Raw genomic sequence first — 23274 nt, 5'->3', positions numbered from 1 at the left:
TAAAACTTTACTCTAAAAAAATTATTCTTTTTCAATATCTAATACCGCTGTTGCGTTTGTGTCTATTGTCATCATTCCTGGAGGATTTTTACCAGAAATACTTACATATTCTTCGTTTAAGTTATTATCACTAACCATTACTGTATTTAACTTTTTTAAGTTAACTAGCTCAATTGGTAAATCTCCAGTTAGGTTGTTAGAAGATAATAACAATTCTTCTAAATTATTTAATTGACTTAATTGAACTGGTATTTCGCCCACTAATTTGTTATCCATTAAACTTAATTTTTTAAGTTTTGTTAAGGCGTTAATATTAGTTGGTATAGTTCCTGTTAAAAAGTTGCTTCCTATTAAAAGCTCTTCTAGGTTTGTTAATTGCATTAAGCTTGCTGGAATTTCACCAATTAACTTGTTGCTATATAATTTTAACGATTGTAAATTTTTAAGCTTTCCTAGCTCTGATGGAATGTTACCTTCAAAAGCATTCATAAATAATTCTAAAGAGGTTAAATCTTGTAAATGACTTATTGATGCAGGTATGTTTCCTGAAATTTTGTTAAACCCTAAATTTAATACTTTAAGACTTGTTAAGTTTGCAATTTCTTGTGGCAATTCACCTTGTAAATTATTAAATGGTAAATTAATTTCTGTTACTTTATTGTTTTCAACAGTAATACCATGCCATGTGCTAACATCGGCCGATAAGTTCCATTTTGTATTCCAATTACTACCGTTTGTGGCATTATAAAATACTATTAAAGCTTCTTTTTGAAGTAGTGAAACATTATCAGCAAAAGTATATGCTGTTGTGAATAAACAAATGGCTATAAGTTTTAAAGTTTTCATTGTAGAACTAGATTAGGGGTTAATTCTAATACGAAACTAACTTAAAAAAGGATTAAAAACCATTTTAATCGATTAAATGCGCAAAAATTTAACACTTAATCCTTAAAAACATGTATTTCATCCGGATATGACGAATAATCGTACTTTAAAAATTGATATTCAACAGTTCGCCACTAATTTTTAAAAGTTCTAATTCTGCTATCTTTGCAGCATATTTGGCTTGATTTTTTGTTAACTCTGCATTGAGTAAATTTATTTGTGCTTGCCTAAACTCTATAGAATTGAGTTGCCCCAATTTGAACTTTTCGGCAGTTCTATCAAAGTTATTTTGTGTTGTTATTATATTTTTTTCTTGTAATTTGTATATACTAAGTTTGTTTTGATAATCGTCCCAAGCATTATTAAAATCACGCTCTAAGGTTATTAATAATTCTTCTTTTTGAAGGTTTTGATTTTCTAAATTTATTTTAGCATTCTTTACGCGTGTTATAGTGCTGCCGCCATCAAACAAATTCCAACTTAAATTAACACCACCGGAAAAGCCTGTATTTGTTGATACTGCTAAAAATGATGCTGCATTGTTATCATTTTTATTCCAACCGTAACTACCCGTTAAACCAATTGTTGGCAAATAGGCTGCTTTTTCAGATTTTACTATTAAGTTATTTATTTCAATATTTTTATTTATTTGAAGTAAACTAGCGTTGTAGGCTTTTGCTTTATTAAGCAAATCTGTTTTACTTAACAAGTTTGTAAAAACCACATTTGTTTCAACATCAAAAGTATTGGTTATTGCATTTCCTAAAACTAGGTTTAAGTCTCGTTTAGCACTTTGCAGTTGCTGTTGGGCATTCATTACATTAATACTGTCATTATTAATATCAACTTCAGCATTTAAAATTTCTAGTTTAGTAGATTGCCCATAGTCAAATTGATATTTAGCTCTGGTAAGCCTATCGTTTGAAATATTAAGAGTTTGTGCTAATGCTGCCTTATTTTCTTTAAATTCAGCTACATTATAATATACTGTGAAAAGTTGCAGAATAGTATTTTCAATGGTTTCTCTAGCTTGTAAAGCCGTTAATTGCTGAGTTTCTTTTAATTGTTTATAGTTGTATGAACGCCCTAAACCATCAAAAATAGTATACCCCAATTCTACTGAAGCATTGTAACGCGAACTTTCTGCCCCGTTTAAATTAGTAACGTCTCCGTTTGAAAACTCAGCTTCTGTGTTATCTATATTGTAGGTTGCACCAGCAACACCTCGTAATGTTGGCAGGTAGCCATTGTTTAATATGCTGGCATTATTTTTAGCAACTTCAACTTGATTTTTAGCTAATTTTATACCGTAATTATTATCTAGCGCTAATGTTACCGCATCTTTTGGTGTTATTTTTTGTTGTGCAAATAAAACGGTTGTAAAAAATAACAGACTTACAAAACTAATTTTCATGTTCATGTTCTTCATTTTGCTCTATAATAGCACGTTCTACTTCTTCTTTTGTTACTTTATTTCCGGTAATTAACCATTTAAAGCCTTGCTTTATACTGTTACTAAATGATAAAAACAGCGGTAAAACCAATAATGTTAATACGGTTGCATAGCCAATACCATATGAAATTGATATTGCCATAGGTTTTAAAAATTGCGCTTGCCTACTTTTTTCTAAAAGTAATGGTGCTAAACCAGCAATAGTTGTTAGTGATGTTAGGAAAATGGCTCTAAAACGTGATTTTCCTGCTTCAGATAGGGCTTCTTCAAACCTCATTCCGTCTCTTAAATTGGTATTAAACTTTCCTATTAAAACCAAACCGTCATTTACCATAATACCTATTAATGCTATAATACCTAATAGTGACAAAATATTTACCGGAAAACCAGATATCCAATGTCCCCAAGCCACAGCTGTTAAACTAAATGGTATTAAAAGAATTAGTAATAATGGTTGTGAATAACTTCTAAATGTAAAAGCAATTGTAATGTATATTAACAGCAAAATTACAGGACCTGCAAACCCTAAAGAACTTGAAAGTTTGTTGAACTCTCTATTTTGACCTTCAAAAGATGCGCTTAACGACGGATACTTTATTTGCAATTGTGGAATAAAATTTTCTTTAATATCATCTAAAATATCTGTTGGACTATTACTTGGGTCTTTTAAATCTGCATACACTTGTATTTCTCGCTTACCTTCCAAATGGTTTATTGCTACATCACCTCTTACAATACTATAATTTGCAATATCTTTTAAAGTAACGCGTGCTCCTGTTGGGGTAACTATACGCATATTATCTAAATTATTAATAGAGCTACGGTTTGCTCTATCATAACGTACCCAAACTTTAATTTCGTCTTGCCCACGTTGAAACCGTTGCGCTTGGGCGCCAAAAAAACCTGAACGCACTTGAGCCATAACAGTTCTTAAATCTAAGCCCAATAAATAGGCGTTTTCTTTAAGTTGAAGACGAATTTCCTTAATACCTGCAGGATCATTATCACCAATATCTTTTAACAACGGGTTTGTTTGCAAGTATTTTTTTAAGGCATTTTTTGATGCTTTTAACTCTTCAATATTATTACTTAATAGTGAAACCGAAACAGGATTACCGCCAAAATTTCCACCAGAGCCATAAATTAATCGCTCTGTACCAATTACAGGGCCAACAAGCTCCTCTAACCTATTAGTTACTAAAAACGATTGAATTTCATCAGGGCGTTCTTCACCTGGTAAAAGATTAATTTTAAGTGTTGCACTAGATGAACTGTTAATATCTACAATAGTGTTTTCAAACAACTCTTTATCTGTGCCTTTTAAATACTTCTCGGTAAGTTCTTTATTCACTATAAATGATTTTTCTTCAATCATAGAAATAATAGAATCTGTAATTTTAACATTAGTTCCAGCAGGCATTTCTAATTCAATTGTTGCAGCATCACTAGCAACTCTTGGAAAAAAGGCTGTTTTAATTATTCCGCCACCAATCGATCCTACGGTTAAAACTAGTAACATTATAAAAATGCCTAATGCCAAAATTTTATAGGCCAACACAAAGTTAAGCACCGGTGTGTATACCTTATCTCTTAAAAAAGACATGAATCTATCGCCACTTTTGTTTAAACCTCTCATAAAAGCAAAAAAACTGTTTGAAGATTTGGCGTTTTGAAGTGTTTCTTTTTTAACTCTTAATGCTTTTGAATGTGCTAAATGCGCTGGTAAAATTATTAAAGCTTCTACTAATGAAACAACTAGTGTTAATATTACAATTACTGATACTTCACCAAAAAACTCACCTATTCTACTATCTAAAAAAAAGAACAATGAAAAAGCTAGTAGTGTTGTAATAATGGCCGAAACCACTGGCGGAATAACTTCTAAAGTACCATCAATAGCTGCTTGTACTGGTTTTTTTCCTTTTTCGTAGTGTTGGTAAATATTTTCGGCAATTACAATACCATCATCTACCAAAATACCAATAACGATAATCATTCCGAATAATGACAATACGTTTATAGTAACATCAAACTGGCCTGCAAAAATAAACATCCCTAAAAACGAAATTGGTAAACCAAAAGCCACCCAAAGGGCTAATCTTGTATTTAAAAAAATAGATAGAAATACTAAAACTAAAATCATACCTACAATAGCATTTTCTGCTAGTAACTCTGTACGTTGATTTAAGGTTATAGATAAATCTCTTACTACATCTAGCTTTAAATTGGTATATTTTTGGTTGTATGTTTCAATGTATTCTTTAACCCTATCTGCCGATGAAATTAAATCTTCATTATTAGTACTAGTAACCGATACATTTACTGCTAATTCTTTATTAAAATAAGTAGCTTTAGGTGTTTCAGAAAACACATCACGAATTTCTGCAACATCTTTTAACCTTATTATTTTACCGTCATTACTGGCTCTTACAACAATATTTGAAAGCTCGCTACCGTAATATTCTCTGTTATTTGCTCTAATTAAATACTCTTCGGTAACAGTTTTAACGTTACCACCTGTTACTAAAATATTAGCGTTACTAACAGCTTGAGCAACTTCATTAAAAGTTAAATTATAAGCTAATAAGCTGGTTTCATTTACAGCAATTTCAATTTCTTCATCTGGGAAACCGGAAATTTCAATTTGCGAAATACCATCAATAGCACGCAAATCTGTTTCTATTTGGCGCGCAATTTGTTTAAGAGTTACTAACGGAATATCTTTACCGCTAACAGCAAATGATATAGTTTCTCTAACAGCTTCTCGTTTAGAAACCACCAAAGGCTCCATGCCCGAAGGGAATGACGGCACTCTATCAACCGCATTTTTAACTTCTAAAAGCATAAAATCTAAGTTTTCGCCTTTTTCAATTTCAACAGTTATGCTTCCGCTGTTTTCTCTAGAAACTGATGTAACTCTATCTACACCCTTTAAACCCTTTAAATTATCTTCAATTTGAAGCACAATACCTTCTTCAATTTCTTGTGGAGATGCACCAGGATAGGTAATGGCTACTGTAATTATTTTTGATTCTACTAACGGAAAAAAAGACGATTTTAACGATAGCATACCAATAATACCAAACACAAAAAAGGCTAAAATTACCACGTTAACAGCAACATGGTAGCGTATAAAATATTCAATTATCTTTTTCATTATTCTTGTATTGTTGCTAATGCTTCATTTGCTGGTTTTGCCAACATACCTTTGTATGCTCCTGGTACTGGTTGGCTCACATAAATAACATTATCTTTTACGCCTTTTAAAACCACTTTAGTATCTGTAAAATATACTGGTTTTACGGGTACAACATCTAAAACACTATCTTTTAAAATAAAAATGGTGTTATCATCGGTTAACAAAGACCTGTTAATTTCAATAGCATTTTCTTCGTTTTTAGCATCTAATTCAGCCTCTAAATAAATACCTTCTTTTAAATCTGGGTGCGTTACCTCAATAAATGCTGTTATGGTTTGTGTGGTTAAATCTACACTACCATTAACTCGTACTACCGTACCTGTGTAAGTAGCATTACCATCTAATGTTTTTAACACTACTTTTTTACCCGTTTTTAAAAATGGTGCATACGTTTTGCTTATGGCTACTTCAATTTCATAGTCTGAAGTATCAATAAATTCTCCTAACTTTTGGCCATTTCTTACCAAAGTACCTTCGGTTACTAAAGCCTCTGTGAGCACACCAGTAAACGGCGCATTTATTGCATATTTTGCTAAACGTTGCTCTAAATTTTTAACATTATAGTAACTAGATACTATGCCTCTGCCGGTAATAAAAAAGTTTTCTTTTTCTGAAGTCATTTTAGGCAACTTTGGCGTTGTTTTTTCAATATTAAAACCAGATAAATATTGTTGCCATTTGCTGTAAACCTCAGGGAAATCTAATCTTAAATCTGGCATAATTGCTGCAATATCATTATACAAATTGCTTTTGGCAGATTGTACACTTGCGTAATATTCTGAAGCATCAATTCTAATTAAAGGTTGTCCCTTTTTGTAAACTTGCCCAGGTTTAAAAAGCTTTCCTGTTTGTTTAAAAACACCTTGTACTTCGGCATAAAGCTCCACCCTACGTTTGGCTACGGTATTACCGCTTGCTGTAACAACTATAGGAATAGTGGCATTTTTAACCGTATCTACAAAAACTGTTTTAACTACTTTACCTTTTACAGGTTTGGGTTTATTTTTACTAGCAATTAAATTTTTGGCAATAAAAAAAGAAACTACTATTAGCAAAACGCCTATAGCGGATAGTATAATTTTACGCATTTAGTGTAATTTTGATGGTGTATACGCGCAAAATTACCTAAACCCCTAAGTGAATAAAGTTAAAAAAAACATAAAATAGATAATGTGTACCTTAATTTTCTAACATTTCTAACGCTTCATGAAGCAATTCCCATTTTTCCATGAATTCTTGCAAATCTTTTTTCTTTTTCTGGTAGTTATCAAAAAAATTAGGTTGTGAGGTTATCTGCTCATAATTAGCCTCTAAATCTGCATCAATAGCTTTAATTTCTTTTTCTAAATCACTTATTTTAGCTTCAACATTACTAAGCTTATTGTTTAAAGATTTGAGCTTTTTTTGTTCTTCGTAGGTTTGTTGTTTTTTAACTTTTGGTGTTTCTTTTACAACAGTTCTTTTTTCAACCTCTCTTAAATTATCAACTTTACGCTGTTCTAGGTAATAATCTATATCACCTAAATATTCTTTTAGCTTTTGGTCTTTAAATTCATAAACTTTATTAGTTAAACCTTGAAGAAAATCACGATCATGCGACACTAAAATTAAAGTACCTTCAAAACGTGTTAAAGCATCTTTTAATACGTTTTTAGATTTTATATCTAAATGGTTTGTAGGCTCATCCATTACCAACACATTAAACGGCTGAAGCATTAATTTTGCTAAGGCTAAACGGTTTCGCTCACCTCCAGAAAGCACACGCACATATTTTTCAACCTCATCGCCTCTAAATAAAAACGAGCCTAAAATATCGCGTACTTTACTTCTGTTGGTTTCATTAGCGGCATCAATCATGGTATCTAAAACAGTTTTATTACCATCTAGATATTCTGCCTGATTTTGTGCAAAATATCCTATTTGTACATTATGCCCTAATTTTAGGTGGCCGTTATATTTTAAATCGCCTACAATTATTTTAGCTAAGGTAGATTTACCTTGCCCGTTTTGACCAACAAAAGCCGTTTTACTATCGCGTTCAATAAGTAAACTTACTTCACTTAAAACTTGATTGTCACCATAATTTTTTGAAACCTTTTCAGCTTCAACAACAACTTTTCCAGGTGTTATTGATACCGGAAAATTTAATGTCATTACACTATTATCATCTTCATCAACTTCAATTCTATCAATTTTATCAAGCTTTTTAATTAAAGATTGTGCCATGGTTGCTTTTGATGCTTTGGCTCTAAACTTTTCTATAAGCTTTTCGGTTTGTTCAATTTGTTTTTGCTGATTTTTTTGTGATGCTAGTTGTTGTTCTCTTAGCTCTTTTCTTAAAACTAAGTATTTTGAATAGGGTTTTGGATAATCATAAATTCTACCTAAAGAAATTTCAATGGTACGGTTGGTTACATTATCTAAAAACATTTTATCATGCGATACAATAACAACGGCACCAGTATAGCTTTTTAAAAAGCCTTCTAACCAAATAATAGATTCAATATCTAGGTGGTTTGTAGGCTCATCTAACAGTAAAATATCGTTGTTTTGCAACAGTAGTTTTGCCAGTTCAATACGCATGCGCCAACCGCCTGAAAAAGTATCTGTTAGTTTGTTAAAATCTTCGCGTTTAAACCCTAAACCTTGTAAAATCTTCTCTGTATCACCTTGGTAATTATAGCCACCTAAAATTTCGTAGTGGTGTTGTAAATCGTTAATGTCAATCATTAACTGGTTGTAGGCTTCACTTTCATAATCTGTTCGTTCTGCTAATTGCGTATTTACCGCTTCCATTTTTGCCTCTAAAGCTTTAATTTCGGTAAAGGCCTCATAAGCTTCTTCTAACACGGTTCTACCTAAAATAAAATCTATATCTTGTTTTAAAAATCCAATTTTTAAAGCTTTATCTGTGGCAATTTGGCCAGAATCTGGCTCTAAATCTTTTGATAAAATTTTTAGCATGGTAGATTTTCCCGCACCATTTTTACCAATAAGCCCAACACTATCGCCACCACTTAGCTTAAAAGTAATGTCTTCAAAAAGATATTCTCCTTGAAATGAAATAGAAAGATTATGTATATTAAGCATAGATATGTGACTTTTGTTACAATTATTAAAACTAATAAATTTATTTTTGCGTTATAAAAACGCGTACAAAAATACACTAAAATAAATGTTTAAAAAAGGAACCAAACTATATAGTATTTTAACCGGCGCTTGCCCAAAGTGTCAGCAAGAATCAATGTACATAAATAAAAACGCATACAACCTAGCCGAAACTTTAAAAATGCACGAACGCTGCTCTCACTGCCAAACAAAATACCGCATAGAGCCTTCATTTTTTTATGGCGCCATGTATGTTAGCTACGCCGTTGGTGTTGCTTTTGCAGTGGCTGCTTTTGTAATTAGCAATTTAATTTTTAACGCAAATTTAAAAGTTACATTTATATCAATTGTTGGCACATTAGTTGTTTTTATGCCAGTAATAATGCGTTTGTCTAGAAATATTTGGATTAACTTTTTTATGAGTTATGATAAAAATCTAGTAAAAAAATAATTAGGGCGTTACCCTAAAGGGTCAGGCTATACGCTATATCTTTTTAAAACATAACAACACTTTGTTAGCTATAATTATATTTCAAAACATTTAGCATTTTAAAAATATACTCTGGTTAAAACGTTTTAAAAAGGATGCCGCTTCTATCCTTAACGCAGCAGCGTTATGCTTTAAACCTTGTTATATTTATTTCAGTATCTAAAGGCATTTCATTTTCAATAAAATTGTAAAGCTTTTGCGCAACGTATGGCCCAATCATTACACCACGCGTACCCAAGCCATTTAAAACATATAAGTTTTTATATTCTTGGTGTTGCCCAACCAAAGGCCTTCTATCTTTAACCGTTGGCCTAATACCTGCCACCTGATTAACCACTGTAAAGTTACAGTTAAGTAAATTTTTAAGTTTATCTAACAGCTCTAATTTTGCTTTGTTGGTTGTTTTATTGCTTAAATCTTTCCACTCATAAGTAGCGCCAACAATATAATTATCATTACCAATAGGAATTAAAAAAGCTGCCGACTTTAGCACAAAATCTATTTTTAAATTTGGCGCATGTATTACAAGCAGTTCGCCCTTTGCTGGTACTAAAGGTAAGTAATTAAAATAGTGGTTTTTATTAAGCCCATAACCTTCAGCAAAAACAACATGTTTAGCTTCAATATTATTGTAAGTAACATTTAAACTTGTAATTTTTAACTCGTTATAATTAAAACCACTTTCAATAAGCTGCTTATTACTTTTCAAGTCTTTTTTATAAGCTTCAATTAAGGTTTTAACATCAATTCTACCTGTATTTAATACCTTACCAAAACCAAAAGGGGCATTAATAGCCGCGTTTGTATTTTTTATTATTTCCTCTGAAAGATATTGAGTAAGCTTAACATTATCGGAAGCTGTAAACCAATTATTTTGCTCTTCGGTTGATGCAAATTTTCGGTACACTGGTATTTTATAATCTACAGTTATATTTAATTGGTTTTCAATGTTTTTATACATTGGCAGCGCAACATTTAGCTGTTCTTTACTTTGCCAAACAGCTGTAAAACGCTTTAATACTACTGGATTATACAAACCACCTGCCACCATTGATGATTGCTGCGAACCATCATCAAAAACAACAAAACTTTTGTTATTAACCTTTAACTGTTCACAAAAACTAATACCTGCTAAACCGGTGCCAACAATAATATAATCTACTTGCATGCTGCGAAGATATAAAATGGAAGTTTTCCCTTTATTAATAAACACAAAAAAAGCGCTCACTTTATAAAGTGAGCGCTTTAAATATTTTGATTTGATAAATTTAAATTAGTATGTCCACATATCTAATTCAAAATCTCTAATCTTATCTTTAATTCTTTCAGATTCTAGCAACTGCATAAGCGCGTTATCTGACACGTACTCTGTAATTTTTCTATCGCCATATACATTTTCTTCTTTATAAATGTAACCATGAAAGCGTCTAGAATTTAGCACATGATCAAAAGAGAAAGGTTGCGAACTGTTTTCACCGTTAAAAGCTTTAGCCTCATGTAACACCTGTCTGGCATCTGGGAAAAACACCCAAAACAATGGCACTAAATCTGGGTTATCAGAGTCTATAAAATTAACATCTGGGGCTACAGGTGCTATAGCTAACAATCTGTATTTCATTTCAGATTGCCTTTTGTCAAAATACCATAAACCTTTAATACGGTACTCAACAATGTCAGCCGCTGTTATTGCTCTTTTATCAATATACTCAGCAGATAGAGTTTCGCCTGCATTTAACTGCTCAATACCAAGCTCAGTGGTATCAACTTTAGTTAAAGCTGCTTCAATATCTTTTAAAGTACGTTTTGTTGAAAAATATGAATCATCATAGATGTTTTCTATTTTACCGTTTTTAATGTTTTTCATTAAAACATCATATAAACTACGTCTGTCTTTACCAATGTTATTAGTATCAATTGGGTAGTACAACGGAAAGTTAGAGCGCTCATTAAGCACTACGCGTTCCCACGTCATTTTAGCAAATAAGATATCTCTATCATCAACATAACCGTATTCTAAGGGCTTGTCATTATCTACTACTTTTTGTTCATCTGTTCGCACCCCAATATCTTCAGGGCTTTTAGCATTTAAAATATTTGCTTGAGCAAACATGGTAGTTGCTGTACAAACAGTTGCTACGGTTAATAAAAAACTTCTTAAATTCATTGTCTTTTCTTTTTATTTATTAGGTATTACCTATGGTACTAGTTAGTAAGCTCAATAAATACCGGCGATACTTTTTTAAGCCTTACGCTAACACCGCTAGCTCTAGCTTCAATATCAAATATTTGAACGCCCGAACCTCTTTTTGCTTTACGTAAAGCGGCTTTTGCTCTACTATCTAACTTGCTTCCTTTTACAGTTATTGTAGGCTGTCCTGGTACTTTAAATTTAAATCCTGTTACACGTAATGGTAATTCAAAATCAAAATCATCAAACTTAGCACCAACAGTTGAAATTTCTAAAGAGTTTCTTTGCATTTTTAAAGCACCGTCTTCACCTCTAACTGTACCCGTTGGTTTTGGTAAATCTTTAATTCTGAAAGTAGCTCTATCTGAAACTTTACCGCCATCAGGTAATGTACCTGTTACATTAATTGTTACTTCTCTTCCTTTTACAGATGTAGCATCCATGATGTATTTACTTCCGCCTGATCTTGATAAACCTTGGGCGCTTGCAGATACTTTGTTATCTGGCACACCAGCAAATGAAATAGTCATTGGGTTTTTAACACCACGGTAAACTACGTTCATTTTATCTGCTGAAATTGTAGCCGAGTTTGGTTTAGACACTGTAGCAAATGATGAACTTACAGGAACTTCAATTTCTTCACCATCTTGAGCAAAAATTAATTTTCCTTCAATTTTATGTTCACCAACACCACCTGTACCTATTTTTAATTTTACTTTACCATCTTCAATTGCATATTGTTTTTCAGTAAGCTTTCTTCCATCTAAAGTTAATTCAACTCTACTTGGTTTTGTTGAAGCATCTTTTCTACCTAAAACAATTTGTCCGTCAAACTGCTCGCCATTAAAGTAAGCAGATTTTGAAGTTTCCATTAAAGTAGTATAGTTAGTCATAGACACCTCACTAGAAAGTGTACCTTGTAACATTGCTGACAACACTTGAGACTCTGTAGTTTTAATATCGGCTTGTAATTGCGTCATTTTTGTTAATGATGCTACTAAAGGGAAACCTTTATAATGGTAATCTAACCAATCTACAGGCCTGTTATCTCTATTAATTACTTGGTCTGTGCTAAAGTTTTTCTGTACATCTTTAACAATGTCTTGCATTCCTTTTTCATCTTTTAAAATTTCAGAAACGCCATCTCTAAATGTTGCAATTTGATTTAAGAACTCTTTCCCTTCGGGCTTAATTACATCGCCTTTAAAGAAATTTTGATCTAAATAATCGCCTTTATCCATAATTTCATAATCCGTAGGATCATCAATTTTTGCAACCATTTTACCTTTTAAATCTTCAAGATAGTTATTGAAGTTTGTTGCCAATACATCAATTTGATGCGCTTTGGCTTTTAAAGGCTCGTATTTTTCTGGTTGATCTGCAGCTTTTTGGTCTAAACTTGCTACAAACGATTCATTACGTTCACTTGCTGCTTTGTTAGACTGTGTAAGCTTTTCATTCATTAATCCGAAGGCTGAAAGCACTTCTTTAGACATATTTAATGCTAACATTGCAATGAAGATTAAATACATCAGATTAATCATCTTCTGTCTTGGTGATAAATTATTTCCTGCCATTTTTAATTAGGTTTTGGGTTAATACTTTAGGTATTACCTAATTATTTGTTCATTGCAGATAACATTCCACCATATACACCATTTAATGAAGATAAGTTAGATGCTAAAGATTGCATTTGCTCCTTTAATTTTGCTGCATTTTCAACAGACTCTTCGTTGATAGATGTTTGTTTGTTAATGCTTTCTAACTGTACTTTGTATAAGCTGTTTAATGATTCCATTTGCGCTGCTGCTAAAGATAACTCTTCACCATACTTTTTAGTAGCCTCAATAGAATCTACAGTAGAAGACATGTTTTTTGCTGCGCCTTCAAAATTCTTAATGCTTTCGCCTAAGCTTGAAATTAACTCGCCATCAATTTTAGCTTCTTTTAATAAGTTGTCTAACTTTTGAGATAATAATCCCTGAGGATTTTCATCTGTAGCTACTGCTCTGTCTTTTTTAGCACCACCAGCTAATTCTGGGTATACTAAAGACCAATCTAATTCGTTTTCAACAGGTTCGAATGCTGAAATAGCAAATATAATAGCCTCGGTTACAAGACCAATTGTTAACATAACATTACCTGTTAAGGGACCAATTTCAAAGTGAATAATTTTGAATAATGCTCCAACAATTACAATTGCTGCTCCTAATCCATAAGCCATGTTCATGAATCTTTTACTTGCTTTTGACTGTGCCATAATTTTCGGTTTTTAAAATTTAAGTACGCTAGTACTTAAGTAGGTTAATTAATAGTATTTAAATTTGATTTGTTACGTTGTTAATTGCTTCCGTTACTTGTTACTTTAGTGCCCATGTAATCTTGCACAGTTCTAAAGCCAATATAACTTCTTGCAGAGTCTGCATACTCATAGTCTCTTGAGCTTACTTGTAAAAAGTATGCTACGTCTTTCCATGAGCCGCCTCTTATTACTTTTCTTGTGTTGTCTTCATCGTTAACATTAGGGTTAATAGTTGATGTATACTCATATGAGTTAGGATCATAAGATGCATTTACCCATTCTGAAACGTTACCCGCCATGTTGTATAAATTATAGTCATTTGGCTCGTACGATTTTGCTTCAACAGTATATAATGCTTGGTCTGCCGCATAATCACCTCTTACTGGTTTAAAGTTAGCCATAAAACAGCCTCTATCACTTTTTGTGTAAGGACCACCCCAAGGGTATGTTGCTGCTTGCAGGCCTCCTCTTGCTGCATACTCCCATTCTGCTTCAGATGGTAATCTAAATCTGTTAACTAAAGCTGCTCCTTTTTTAGATTTTTGGTAGGTATTTTTATTTATGGTTCTCCATTCACAAAATGCTTTTGCTTGTTTCCAAGTTACACCTACTACAGGGTAATCTCCGTAAGCATCATGCCAAAAGTAATCGTTGTGCATTGGCTCATTATATGAATAGGCAAAATCTCTAATCCATACAGTAGTGTCTGGATAAATTTCTACTTCTTCTTTTTTAATGACGTCTTTACGCGCTATACCTCTGTTTTTGGCAGCTTCTTTAATATCCATATAATTATATTGGAACTTGAATTTTTTCACATCCCAAGTACGTTGCCCATTGTATGACTCTTCTAACGGTAAATACATGGTATCCATTACTTCGGCATAATACTCATCTATATATTCTGATGTATCAAATATTAAATCAATGTCTTTATTTATTTTTCTGCCTTCGTAACCAGTTGGACCTAAGCCTGTATAGTTTTCAAACATATACTTTTCGTAAACAGTCATATTTGTTGTATCTGCATCTTTAAATGCAAATTCACCAATTGTTCCATCATCTTCTTGAGTTAATCCAACCTCATCTGCTAAAACTGCTAAACGCATTCTAACAATGGAGTCTCTAACCCAATGAACAAATTGACGGTACTCACTGTTTGTAATTTCAGTAGCATCCATATAAAATGCTCTTACAGTTACTGTTTTTGCTGGCGCGTCATTAATACCAGCTAAATCATCATCAGCTTTACCCATAATGTATGCACCTCCTGGAATAAGCTCCATCCCATAAGGTTTTTCTGGGTGCCATTTTTTACCTTTAACACCCACTAGTTCTCCTCTATCTTTAGAGCCACAACTAGCTAGTATTGTTATTACTGCGGTTAATAAAATAAACTTCTTCATATCTATAGTAAACTCGAGGTTAATTAATTCAGCTTCTTAATTTGTGGCGTAAACATATTTATATATTTTTAAATAACCAACTTTTTTTAAAAAAAAATTACGTTTCATCGTAAAAATTTGGCATTTCACCGATGAAATTACCTTTTCAACCCTAATAGCGATTTTATACGCAATTTTTCCTAAAGGCTTTATACCAGCGTTCTGGCACTTTATTAGCACATGCATCAAGGTAATCTTCATGGCTGCAAGGTAATAACGTATGTCTCTTTAATTTATTATTTACTTCGGTAATAAACGGAATTTCAATCCACCATCTTCCTGTTTTGGTACTCTTGTAAAAAATAAGTTCATCATCATCAACTAAAGCTATAAATTTCTGGTAGTTATTATCATTAGTAAAATCATCATCGTTCACTCTGTAGTTTACACCTTCAACAAAGTACCATAGCATTTGAGCTACCAACATAGCTGTGATTTCGTCATCTTTTGAAGGTTTATATTCATAAATACCGAATGATGATACTTTGTTGCTTATACCTGCATATCTTGCAATGGCGCAAATTTCTTTACCATTTAATCCGTTAGGGGAGAACTTTTGTTTTGAACTTACCTCTGAACTTTTTACCGAAGTTAAATCTACACTCACAATATTAGCGTCCCTTAAAACAGGTTCTACTAATGAAATATTGTGAGACACCTCACCCAACCTATACGATTCAAAGTAAAGTTGATTCATTAAATCTATTTCTTCTTGTGAGTTGAAATATGTTTGATACCCAACTGTAGCATAGTTAAATAAGTTATAGGGCTGATCTAAAATAATTTTCCCTACAAAACTGTTATTTTTTATGGGTTTTGAAGAATCGCCTAAATCAAACTTACTATCAACATTAACCACATTAACCATGGGTATTAAATTATCATAAGCCCTATAGTTTGCGTATGTTAAATCTTGCGAGCCTCCTAAAATTATAGGAATAATGTTTTTTTTAACAAGTAAGTTTATGGCTGTTTTTACAGCAAAGTAGGTATCTTCAACGCTTTCGCCTTTGTGAATATTGCCTAAATCGGCCACTGTGGTATTCCAAGTACCTGGGAAAAGACTGTAAAATGCTTTTCTAATTTCATCTAAATGAAATGTTTCACCTATATAATTAACATTGTTTCTGTTTTCTAAAACGCCAATTATAGCAATGTTTACATCATCTAAATCTGGAATACCATTTTTTTCAGAATGTATTTTAAGTTTTCTTCCTAATGCTTGAGCAGATAATAGCTCATTGTGAGCCAAAACTAAATCTGATACTGGAGAAAGAAAGTTAAAATTCATTTATATTATTTCTTTTTTGTTGTAGTTTTTTTTCTGGTTGTTTTTTTCTTTGGTGCATTGGCTTCAATAATAGCTTTAGCTTCATCTAGCGTCATTTCAGTAACATCAACTGTTTTAGCCAACTCTACTTTTACTTTGCCTTGTATTACATTATGCCTTCCCCAGCGTGCTTTTTCTACACGAATACCTTCGTCTTCCCAATTATGTATAACTTTATCAATTTCTTTTTGAATTTTAGTTTCAATAAGTTCTACTATATCGTCATCTGAAAGATTATCCCAGTCGTATTTTTTATTCACATTAATAAACATGTTGTTCCATTTTATATATGGCCCAAAACGTCCTTTTCCTTTTTGCACTGGTAAATCTTTATACATGTAAATTGGTGCATCGGCTTTTTGCTTTTCTTTTATTAAAACAATAGCATCATCTAAATCTACACTTAAAGGATCTGTGCCTTTTGGTAATGATACGTATGCTTTACCAAACTTAACATAAGGCCCAAAACGGCCGTTATTAACCTGTACTTCTTCGCCTTCAAAATCGCCCAACGTTTTAGGTAATTGAAACAAATCCATTGCCTCTTCATAGGTTATGGTTGTTAATTGCTGGTCTGGACTTAAGCTTGCAAATTGTGGTTTTTCTTCTTCATCAACGGTTCCTATTTGTACCATTGGTCCAAATTTACCTAAACGCACACTTACTTGTCTGCCCGTTTTGGGGTCTGTTCCTAAAATGCGTTCACCAGATTCTCTATCGGCGTTTTCTTTGACGTCTTCAACTTTAGGGTGAAAATCTTTCCAAAATGATTTCATCATTTTTTGCCAATCTTCTTTTCCTTCAGCAATATCATCAAAATCTTCTTCTACTTTGGCGGTGAAATTATAATCTAATATTTGGTTGAAATGATTAACTAAAAAATCTGTTACAATCATACCAATATCAGTTGGAACAAGTTTGCCTTTGTCTGAGCCTACTTTTTCGGTTAACGTTTTATCTGTAACGCTACCTTCTTGTAATGTAAGTTGTGAATAGTTACGCTCTACGCCGTCAACCATTCCTTTTTCAACATAATTTCTATTTTGAATGGTTGAAATTGTTGGCGCGTATGTTGACGGACGCCCAATACCTAATTCTTCAAGTTTTTTAACCAATGAAGCCTCTGTATATCGTGCTGGCGGGCGTGTATAACGCTCTGTTGCGGTTATGTAATTATATAGAAGTGTTTCACCGGTTTTCATTGCTGGCAGCATACCTTCTTGCTCAACATCTTCATCATCTGTACCTTCTAAATACACTTTTAAAAACCCATCAAACGTAATAACTTCACCGTTAGCTGTAAACGTTTCATTATGTGTAGAAGCTTCAATTTTAACATTGGTACGCTCTAATTGCGCTTCACTCATTTGTGATGCAATGGCGCGTTTCCAAATTAACTCATATAAACGCGCTTGATCTCTATCTATATTAACCGTGTGCCTTGAAAAATCTGTTGGCCTAATAGCCTCATGCGCTTCTTGTGCACCTTTGGTTTTGCCTGTGTAATTACGAGGTTTACTGTAATTATCACCATAAGCTTTTTCTATTTCAGCTTGTGCACCTTGGCGAGCTTCATCAGATAAATTGGTACTATCTGTTCTCATGTATGTAATTAAACCCGCTTCATAAAGGCGTTGTGCCATCGTCATGGTTTTACTTACTGAAAAATACAATTTACGCGATGCTTCTTGCTGTAATGTTGATGTTGTAAACGGTGCTGCAGGCGATTTTTTTGCAGGCTTTTTAGTTAAATTGGCTACCTTAAAGCTGGCCGATGCATTTTTTTGTAAAAACGCTTGCGCTTCCTCTTTATTTGAAAGGTTTTTTGGTAATTTGGCTTTGAAAGATTGCCCATCTTCATTAGAAAATTCGGCGTCTACTCTGTAAGATGCTTCAGGTTTAAAATCTTGAATTTCACGTTCTTTTTCAACAATTAAACGTACTGAAACTGATTGTACTCTTCCTGCAGATAGACCTCCTTTTACTTTTCGCCATAACACTGGCGACAACTCATAACCCACAATTCTATCTAAAACACGGCGCGCTTGTTGTGCATCAACCAAATCGTAATCAATGCCTCGCGGATTTTCAATAGCTTTTTTTATTGCAGCTTTGGTAATTTCATGAAAAACAATACGTTTTGTTTTGTTTTTATCAAGTTTTAAAGCCTCGGCTAAATGCCATGCAATAGCTTCTCCTTCGCGGTCTTCATCACTAGCTAACCAAACAATTTCTGCTTTTTTAGCTAATTCTTTTAGTTTTTTAACTACCGCTTTTTTATCTTTTGATACTTCGTATTTTGGTTTAAAATCACCATCTACATCAACCCCTAATTCTTTTGAAGGAAGGTCTGATATGTGCCCAAAGCTAGATTCTACTTTGAATTCTTTTCCTAAAAATTTCTCTATAGTTTTTGCTTTTGCAGGTGACTCTACAATCACTAAATTCTTCGCCATACTTCCGTTTTTGAAGCTACAAATGTATATGAAAAAAAGTTTATGTGCCGCATTTTATGGATTAACCCTGTAATATTTTTACAAAAAAGCCCGTATTTCAATACATAAATACGGGCTTTTTTAAAATTTATTCTTCTATTAATCCTATTTGATTAATGTCATCATTATCTTTAAAACCAATTACGTTTTTATATACTAAATATGTTGTATGATACGGAAATGCGCCTGTAAAAAGTATACCAATACCACATAAAAGCATTCCTATTATTTGCGATAATATACTGGCTACTATTAATAAACCTAAGGTAATCCCCCATTTTTTTGTTCCTAGCTTAAAACTAACTTTAACAACTTCTCCCACAGATAAATCTGGATTAAAAGCCATTACAATTGCAAAAAAGCTTATTGGTACAATTACATATAATAAAGGTATATAACACAATAACGCCGATGGTATTGCAATTAGCATTGAAATTAACATTAACACCAAGAACTTGGTTAAATATTTCACTTTTACAAAATGGAAAAAATCTGAGGTTGTTACCTGCTCATTATAATCAAACTTCTTAATAATTCTGTAAAAACCGGCATTTAGCGCCACAGATACGGCTCCTAAAACAAACACACCCACAATTACAACAAGTATGTATAATAATGACATACCTGCAAAAAAGTTACCTATAGCTTGGTTATCACTATAACCACTTTCTTGTTGTGCTACAATTAAACCTATAAAAGGCACATAAAATATAATTATAAGCGGCAACATTATTAATATTGTGAAAAGCTGCAGTAAAAAACCGTGCAACCATGTTTTTTTAAATAGCTCTATGGCTTCGCCAAAAATGGTTCCGAAATCTAAAGTTTTTGCATTTTGAATTTTCTCTAATAAATTTGATATGGTATTCATTATGTTTGGGTTAGTTATTTAATACCGAATAAAGGTATATTTTTTTTTCAATTACAAACAAAAACCCATAAAAAAAGTGTTAATAATTGTAAGTTAACGGTGTGTTTAATCCTTCTAAATGTAGCGTTATTTCATTACTGCCTTTTACTCTAACTGGTTTTAAATTAAATGATACCGTACGCTCAAAATAAGCTAAACAAGCCTCATTATTTTTAAAATTTAATTTTATGTACCGCTGTTCTGGTAATGATTCTGCAACTGCTCCAGAATCTACCAACTGAAACTCCCAATTTTTGCCACTACAACCCGATGCCCCAAATGTAACTTGCAAACAATCGGCTTCAATTGTAGCATTTATAATATTTAAACCTTCAAAATTAGCTTTAGCGTATGCTTCTTTATTAACTATGGCTGTAAAATCACATGTATTTGTATCAATGCTGTTATCGTCATTGCATTGGGTATTCATCACACTAAAAATTAATACAATAAAAAACAAAAGCTGCTTCATAAATTTAAACATAACTATTTTTTTCAAAAGATGTATTAAACACCAAATGGTTGCGTTTTCATTAAATAAACTTACTAAGAATTTTAACTAAATTTAGCATCTGACACTTTGTCACAAAACCCAAATTAATTGTATCTTTGCAACTGCCTAAATTAATAGAGGCATAAATATTGACCGTAATTTGGTTGAATTATATTATGGAAAAGATTATAGACGAGAAAAAACAGGGCGAATCTTTAGTTTTAACGCAAAAGGAAGGCAACAAACGCAAACTTTTTATTGAAAGTTATGGTTGCCAAATGAATTTTTCTGATAGTGAAATTGTAGCTTCAATTTTAAATGAGCAAGGTTACAACACCACGCAAATTTTAGAAGAAGCCGATTTAGTTTTGGTTAATACCTGTTCTATTAGAGATAAGGCAGAACAAACCGTACGTAAACGCTTAGAAAAATACAATGCCGTAAAACAAGAAAGCAATCCAAACATGAAAGTTGGAGTTTTAGGCTGTATGGCAGAACGCCTTAAAAGCAAATTTCTTGAAGAAGAAAAAATTGTAGACCTTGTTGTTGGCCCCGATGCTTACAAAGATTTACCAAACCTTTTAGCTGAAGTTGATGAAGGCAGAGACGCCATAAACGTCATTCTATCAAAAGAAGAAACTTACGGAGATGTTGCTCCGGTACGCTTAAACAGCAACGGTGTAACCGCCTTTGTATCAATCACCCGTGGTTGTGACAATATGTGCACGTTTTGCGTAGTACCTTTTACACGCGGTCGTGAGCGTAGTAGAGACCCTCAAAGTATTCTAGAAGAAGTAAATGATTTATGGAATAAAGGTTATAAAGAAGTAACGCTTTTAGGCCAAAACGTAGACAGCTACCTTTGGTATGGCGGCGGCCTTAAAAAAGATTTTGAAAAAGCCACCGATTTACAAAAAGCTACAGCCACTAATTTTTCTAAATTATTAGAATTATGTGCCACAGCGCAACCAAAAATGCGTTTTAGGTTTTCAACATCAAATCCACAAGACATGACTTTAGATGTTATTGAAACCATGGGCAAATACAAAAACATTTGTAAATACATACACTTACCGGTACAAAGTGGTAGTAACCGTATTTTAAAAGAAATGAACCGCCAACACACGCGCGAGGAATATTTTGAGCTTATTGACAATATAAAACGTATTATTCCAGATTGTGCCATTAGTCAAGATATGATTGCCGGTTTCCCAACTGAAACTGAACAAGATCACAAAGACACACTAAGCCTAATGGAATACGTAAAATACGATTTTGGTTTTATGTTTGCCTACTCTGAAAGACCTGGTACTTTAGCTGAGCGTAAAATGGAAGATGATATTCCTTTAGATGTAAAAAAACGACGCCTAAACGAAATTATAGCACTTCAGCAAAAACACGGTTTAATGCGCACACAACAGCATGTTGGAAAAGTTGAAGAGGTTTTAATTGAAAAAACTTCAAAACGATCAAACGAGCATTGGTCTGGAAGAAACAGCCAAAACACTATGGTAGTATTTCCTAAAGAAAACTATAAAATAGGCGATTTTGTAAACGTTAAAATAACCAATTGTACCAGCGCAACCTTAATGGGTGAAGCCGTTGGTTATTCTGAAAACAATTAAAAAAATACAGACAAAAGATGAATAAAAAACGCTTGTTGCTTCTCCTTCATCTAAATCTTAAAAAAAAATGGAATCTGTTCAAGCTATAAAACAACGTTTTGGTATTATTGGCAATACACCAGCACTAAATCGTGCCATTGAAAAAACCATACAAGTAGCACCTACAGATATTTCTGTATTGGTAACCGGCGAAAGTGGTGTTGGTAAAGAAAGTATACCAAAAATAATACATCAATTATCACACAGAAAACATAATAAATATATTGCCGTTAACTGTGGTGCAATACCCGAAGGCACTATTGATAGTGAACTTTTTGGGCATGAAAAAGGAGCATTTACAGGTGCCACCCAAACCCGTAGCGGATATTTTGAAGTAGCCGATGGCGGCACTATTTTTTTAGATGAAGTTGGCGAGTTACCTCTAACCACTCAAGTACGTTTACTTCGCGTTTTAGAAAATGGCGAGTTTATAAAAGTAGGCTCTAGCAAAGTACAAAAAACCAATGTTCGTATTGTAGCTGCCACAAACGTAAAAATGTTTGAAGCTATTGAAAAAGAAAAGTTTAGAGAAGATTTATACTACCGTTTAAGTACAGTTGAAATTCATTTGCCTCCACTACGTGAAAGACAAACTGATATCCATTTGTTATTTAGAAAGTTTGCCAGTGATTTTGCTTTAAAATACAAAATGCCAACCGTAAAATTAACAGATGCCGCAATTGACGTACTTACAAAACACCGCTGGAATGGTAACATTAGGCAGTTACGAAACATTGCCGAACAATTATCTGTTTTAGAGCAAGACAGAAACATATCTGCCGAAACTCTACGCTCATATTTACCAAACGCCAACAATAATTTGCCAGCAGTAATAAAAACATCAAAATCTGAAAGTGATTTTAGTAGCGAACGCGAAATTCTTTATAAAGTTTTATGGGACATGAAGAGTGATTTAAACGATTTAAAAAAACTCACCATGGAACTCATGAAAAGCGGCAATACCAAAGATGTTGAAAAAGACAACGAACATTTAATTCAGAAAATTTACGGCAATGATGCTGATGAAGATGCACTTTACGAAGAACCCGTACAAGAACCCGAATTATTGTCTATACCCGAACATACAGGTAATTCTGAAACCAGTGATAATTCACAAGACAAATATCATTTTGCCGAAGAAATAGAAGAGGAAGAAACCCTTTCATTACAAGACAAAGAGTTAGAATTAATTAAAAAATCACTTGAACGTCACAACGGAAAACGTAAATTAGCCGCCGCAGAACTAGGTATTAGCGAGCGCACATTATATAGAAAAATTAAACAATATGATTTGTAATTTTTAGTTCTTTCT

Annotated in this window: 17 protein-coding genes; 3 read left to right on the top strand and 14 right to left on the bottom strand. The window is 32.9% G+C overall.

All coding sequences use genetic code 11. The features are described from left to right. Nucleotides 1–21: 21 nt before the first annotated feature. The 5 genes from ACYX4H_RS08490 to ACYX4H_RS08470 form a co-directional block, all read right to left on the bottom strand. A complete protein-coding gene (locus ACYX4H_RS08490) occupies nucleotides 22–846 on the bottom strand; it encodes a leucine-rich repeat domain-containing protein (protein ID WP_476235820.1) in 825 nt (274 codons plus the stop codon). Between the two features lie 145 nt (nucleotides 847–991). Continuing rightward, nucleotides 992–2305: a TolC family protein gene (locus ACYX4H_RS08485; RefSeq protein ID WP_476235819.1), complete on the bottom strand. Its 1314-nt coding sequence runs from the start codon at nucleotides 2303–2305 to the stop codon at nucleotides 992–994. After that, nucleotides 2289–5495, bottom strand: a complete 3207-nt coding sequence (locus ACYX4H_RS08480) for an efflux RND transporter permease subunit (protein WP_476235817.1) — start codon at nucleotides 5493–5495, stop codon at nucleotides 2289–2291. The genes ACYX4H_RS08485 and ACYX4H_RS08480 overlap by 17 nt, the downstream gene beginning before the upstream one ends. After that, a complete protein-coding gene (locus tag ACYX4H_RS08475; RefSeq protein ID WP_476235816.1) occupies nucleotides 5495–6625 on the bottom strand; it encodes an efflux RND transporter periplasmic adaptor subunit in 1131 nt (376 codons plus the stop codon). Before ACYX4H_RS08475 ends, ACYX4H_RS08480 begins: the two co-directional genes overlap by 1 nt. Nucleotides 6626–6716: 91 nt before the next feature. After that, nucleotides 6717–8627 carry an ABC-F family ATP-binding cassette domain-containing protein gene (locus ACYX4H_RS08470; RefSeq protein WP_476235815.1) on the bottom strand — a complete coding sequence of 637 codons (1911 nt, stop codon included), beginning with the start codon at nucleotides 8625–8627 and terminating at the stop codon, nucleotides 6717–6719. 85 nt (nucleotides 8628–8712) lie between these two features. Here ACYX4H_RS08470 and ACYX4H_RS08465 point away from each other — a divergent pair, with 85 nt between their 5' ends. Beyond that, complete coding sequence (locus tag ACYX4H_RS08465; protein WP_476235814.1) at nucleotides 8713–9096, top strand: DUF983 domain-containing protein; 384 nt, start codon at nucleotides 8713–8715, stop codon at nucleotides 9094–9096. A gap of 163 nt (nucleotides 9097–9259) precedes the next feature. Here ACYX4H_RS08465 and ACYX4H_RS08460 read toward each other — a convergent pair whose 3' ends face one another. The 9 genes from ACYX4H_RS08460 to ACYX4H_RS08420 form a co-directional block, all read right to left on the bottom strand. Next, nucleotides 9260–10303, bottom strand: coding sequence for an NAD(P)/FAD-dependent oxidoreductase (locus tag ACYX4H_RS08460; protein WP_476235813.1), 1044 nt, complete (start codon nucleotides 10301–10303; stop codon nucleotides 9260–9262). A 105-nt stretch (nucleotides 10304–10408) separates the two neighbouring features. Further along, on the bottom strand, nucleotides 10409–11299 hold the full coding sequence (gene porN, locus ACYX4H_RS08455; RefSeq protein ID WP_475294481.1) for a type IX secretion system ring subunit PorN/GldN: 891 nt from the start codon (nucleotides 11297–11299) through the stop codon (nucleotides 10409–10411). A gap of 38 nt (nucleotides 11300–11337) precedes the next feature. Further along, nucleotides 11338–12900, bottom strand: a complete 1563-nt coding sequence (gene porM, locus ACYX4H_RS08450) for a type IX secretion system motor protein PorM/GldM (RefSeq protein ID WP_476235812.1) — start codon at nucleotides 12898–12900, stop codon at nucleotides 11338–11340. A gap of 41 nt (nucleotides 12901–12941) precedes the next feature. Continuing rightward, the gene (porL, locus tag ACYX4H_RS08445) at nucleotides 12942–13583 is read right to left on the bottom strand and encodes a type IX secretion system motor protein PorL/GldL (protein ID WP_476235811.1); all 642 of its coding nucleotides are present in this window, start codon (nucleotides 13581–13583) and stop codon (nucleotides 12942–12944) included. 80 nt (nucleotides 13584–13663) lie between these two features. Next, complete coding sequence (porK, locus tag ACYX4H_RS08440; protein ID WP_475294484.1) at nucleotides 13664–15031, bottom strand: T9SS ring complex lipoprotein PorK/GldK; 1368 nt, start codon at nucleotides 15029–15031, stop codon at nucleotides 13664–13666. A gap of 163 nt (nucleotides 15032–15194) precedes the next feature. After that, nucleotides 15195–16361, bottom strand: a complete 1167-nt coding sequence (locus tag ACYX4H_RS08435) for a formimidoylglutamase (RefSeq protein WP_476235810.1) — start codon at nucleotides 16359–16361, stop codon at nucleotides 15195–15197. A gap of 5 nt (nucleotides 16362–16366) precedes the next feature. After that, on the bottom strand, nucleotides 16367–18856 hold the full coding sequence (gene topA / locus ACYX4H_RS08430; RefSeq protein WP_476235809.1) for a type I DNA topoisomerase: 2490 nt from the start codon (nucleotides 18854–18856) through the stop codon (nucleotides 16367–16369). 127 nt (nucleotides 18857–18983) lie between these two features. Beyond that, nucleotides 18984–19766: a hypothetical protein gene (locus ACYX4H_RS08425; protein ID WP_476235808.1), complete on the bottom strand. Its 783-nt coding sequence runs from the start codon at nucleotides 19764–19766 to the stop codon at nucleotides 18984–18986. Nucleotides 19767–19845: 79 nt separating this feature from the next. Further along, entirely contained in the window at nucleotides 19846–20235 is a 390-nt protein-coding gene (locus tag ACYX4H_RS08420; RefSeq protein WP_476235807.1) for a hypothetical protein, read from the bottom strand. Nucleotides 20236–20474: 239 nt separating this feature from the next. Here ACYX4H_RS08420 and miaB point away from each other — a divergent pair, with 239 nt between their 5' ends. Both miaB and ACYX4H_RS08410 read left to right on the top strand, forming a co-directional pair. Further along, the gene (miaB, locus tag ACYX4H_RS08415) at nucleotides 20475–21923 is read left to right on the top strand and encodes a tRNA (N6-isopentenyl adenosine(37)-C2)-methylthiotransferase MiaB (RefSeq protein WP_475294489.1); all 1449 of its coding nucleotides are present in this window, start codon (nucleotides 20475–20477) and stop codon (nucleotides 21921–21923) included. A gap of 67 nt (nucleotides 21924–21990) precedes the next feature. Further along, entirely contained in the window at nucleotides 21991–23259 is a 1269-nt protein-coding gene (locus ACYX4H_RS08410) for a sigma-54 interaction domain-containing protein (protein ID WP_476235806.1), read from the top strand. The last annotated feature ends 15 nt before the right edge of the window (nucleotides 23260–23274 follow it).

It is taken from the genome of Seonamhaeicola sp. ABD4_340, assembly GCF_056312135.1.
This window is presented reverse-complemented; position numbering and strand designations above follow the sequence as displayed.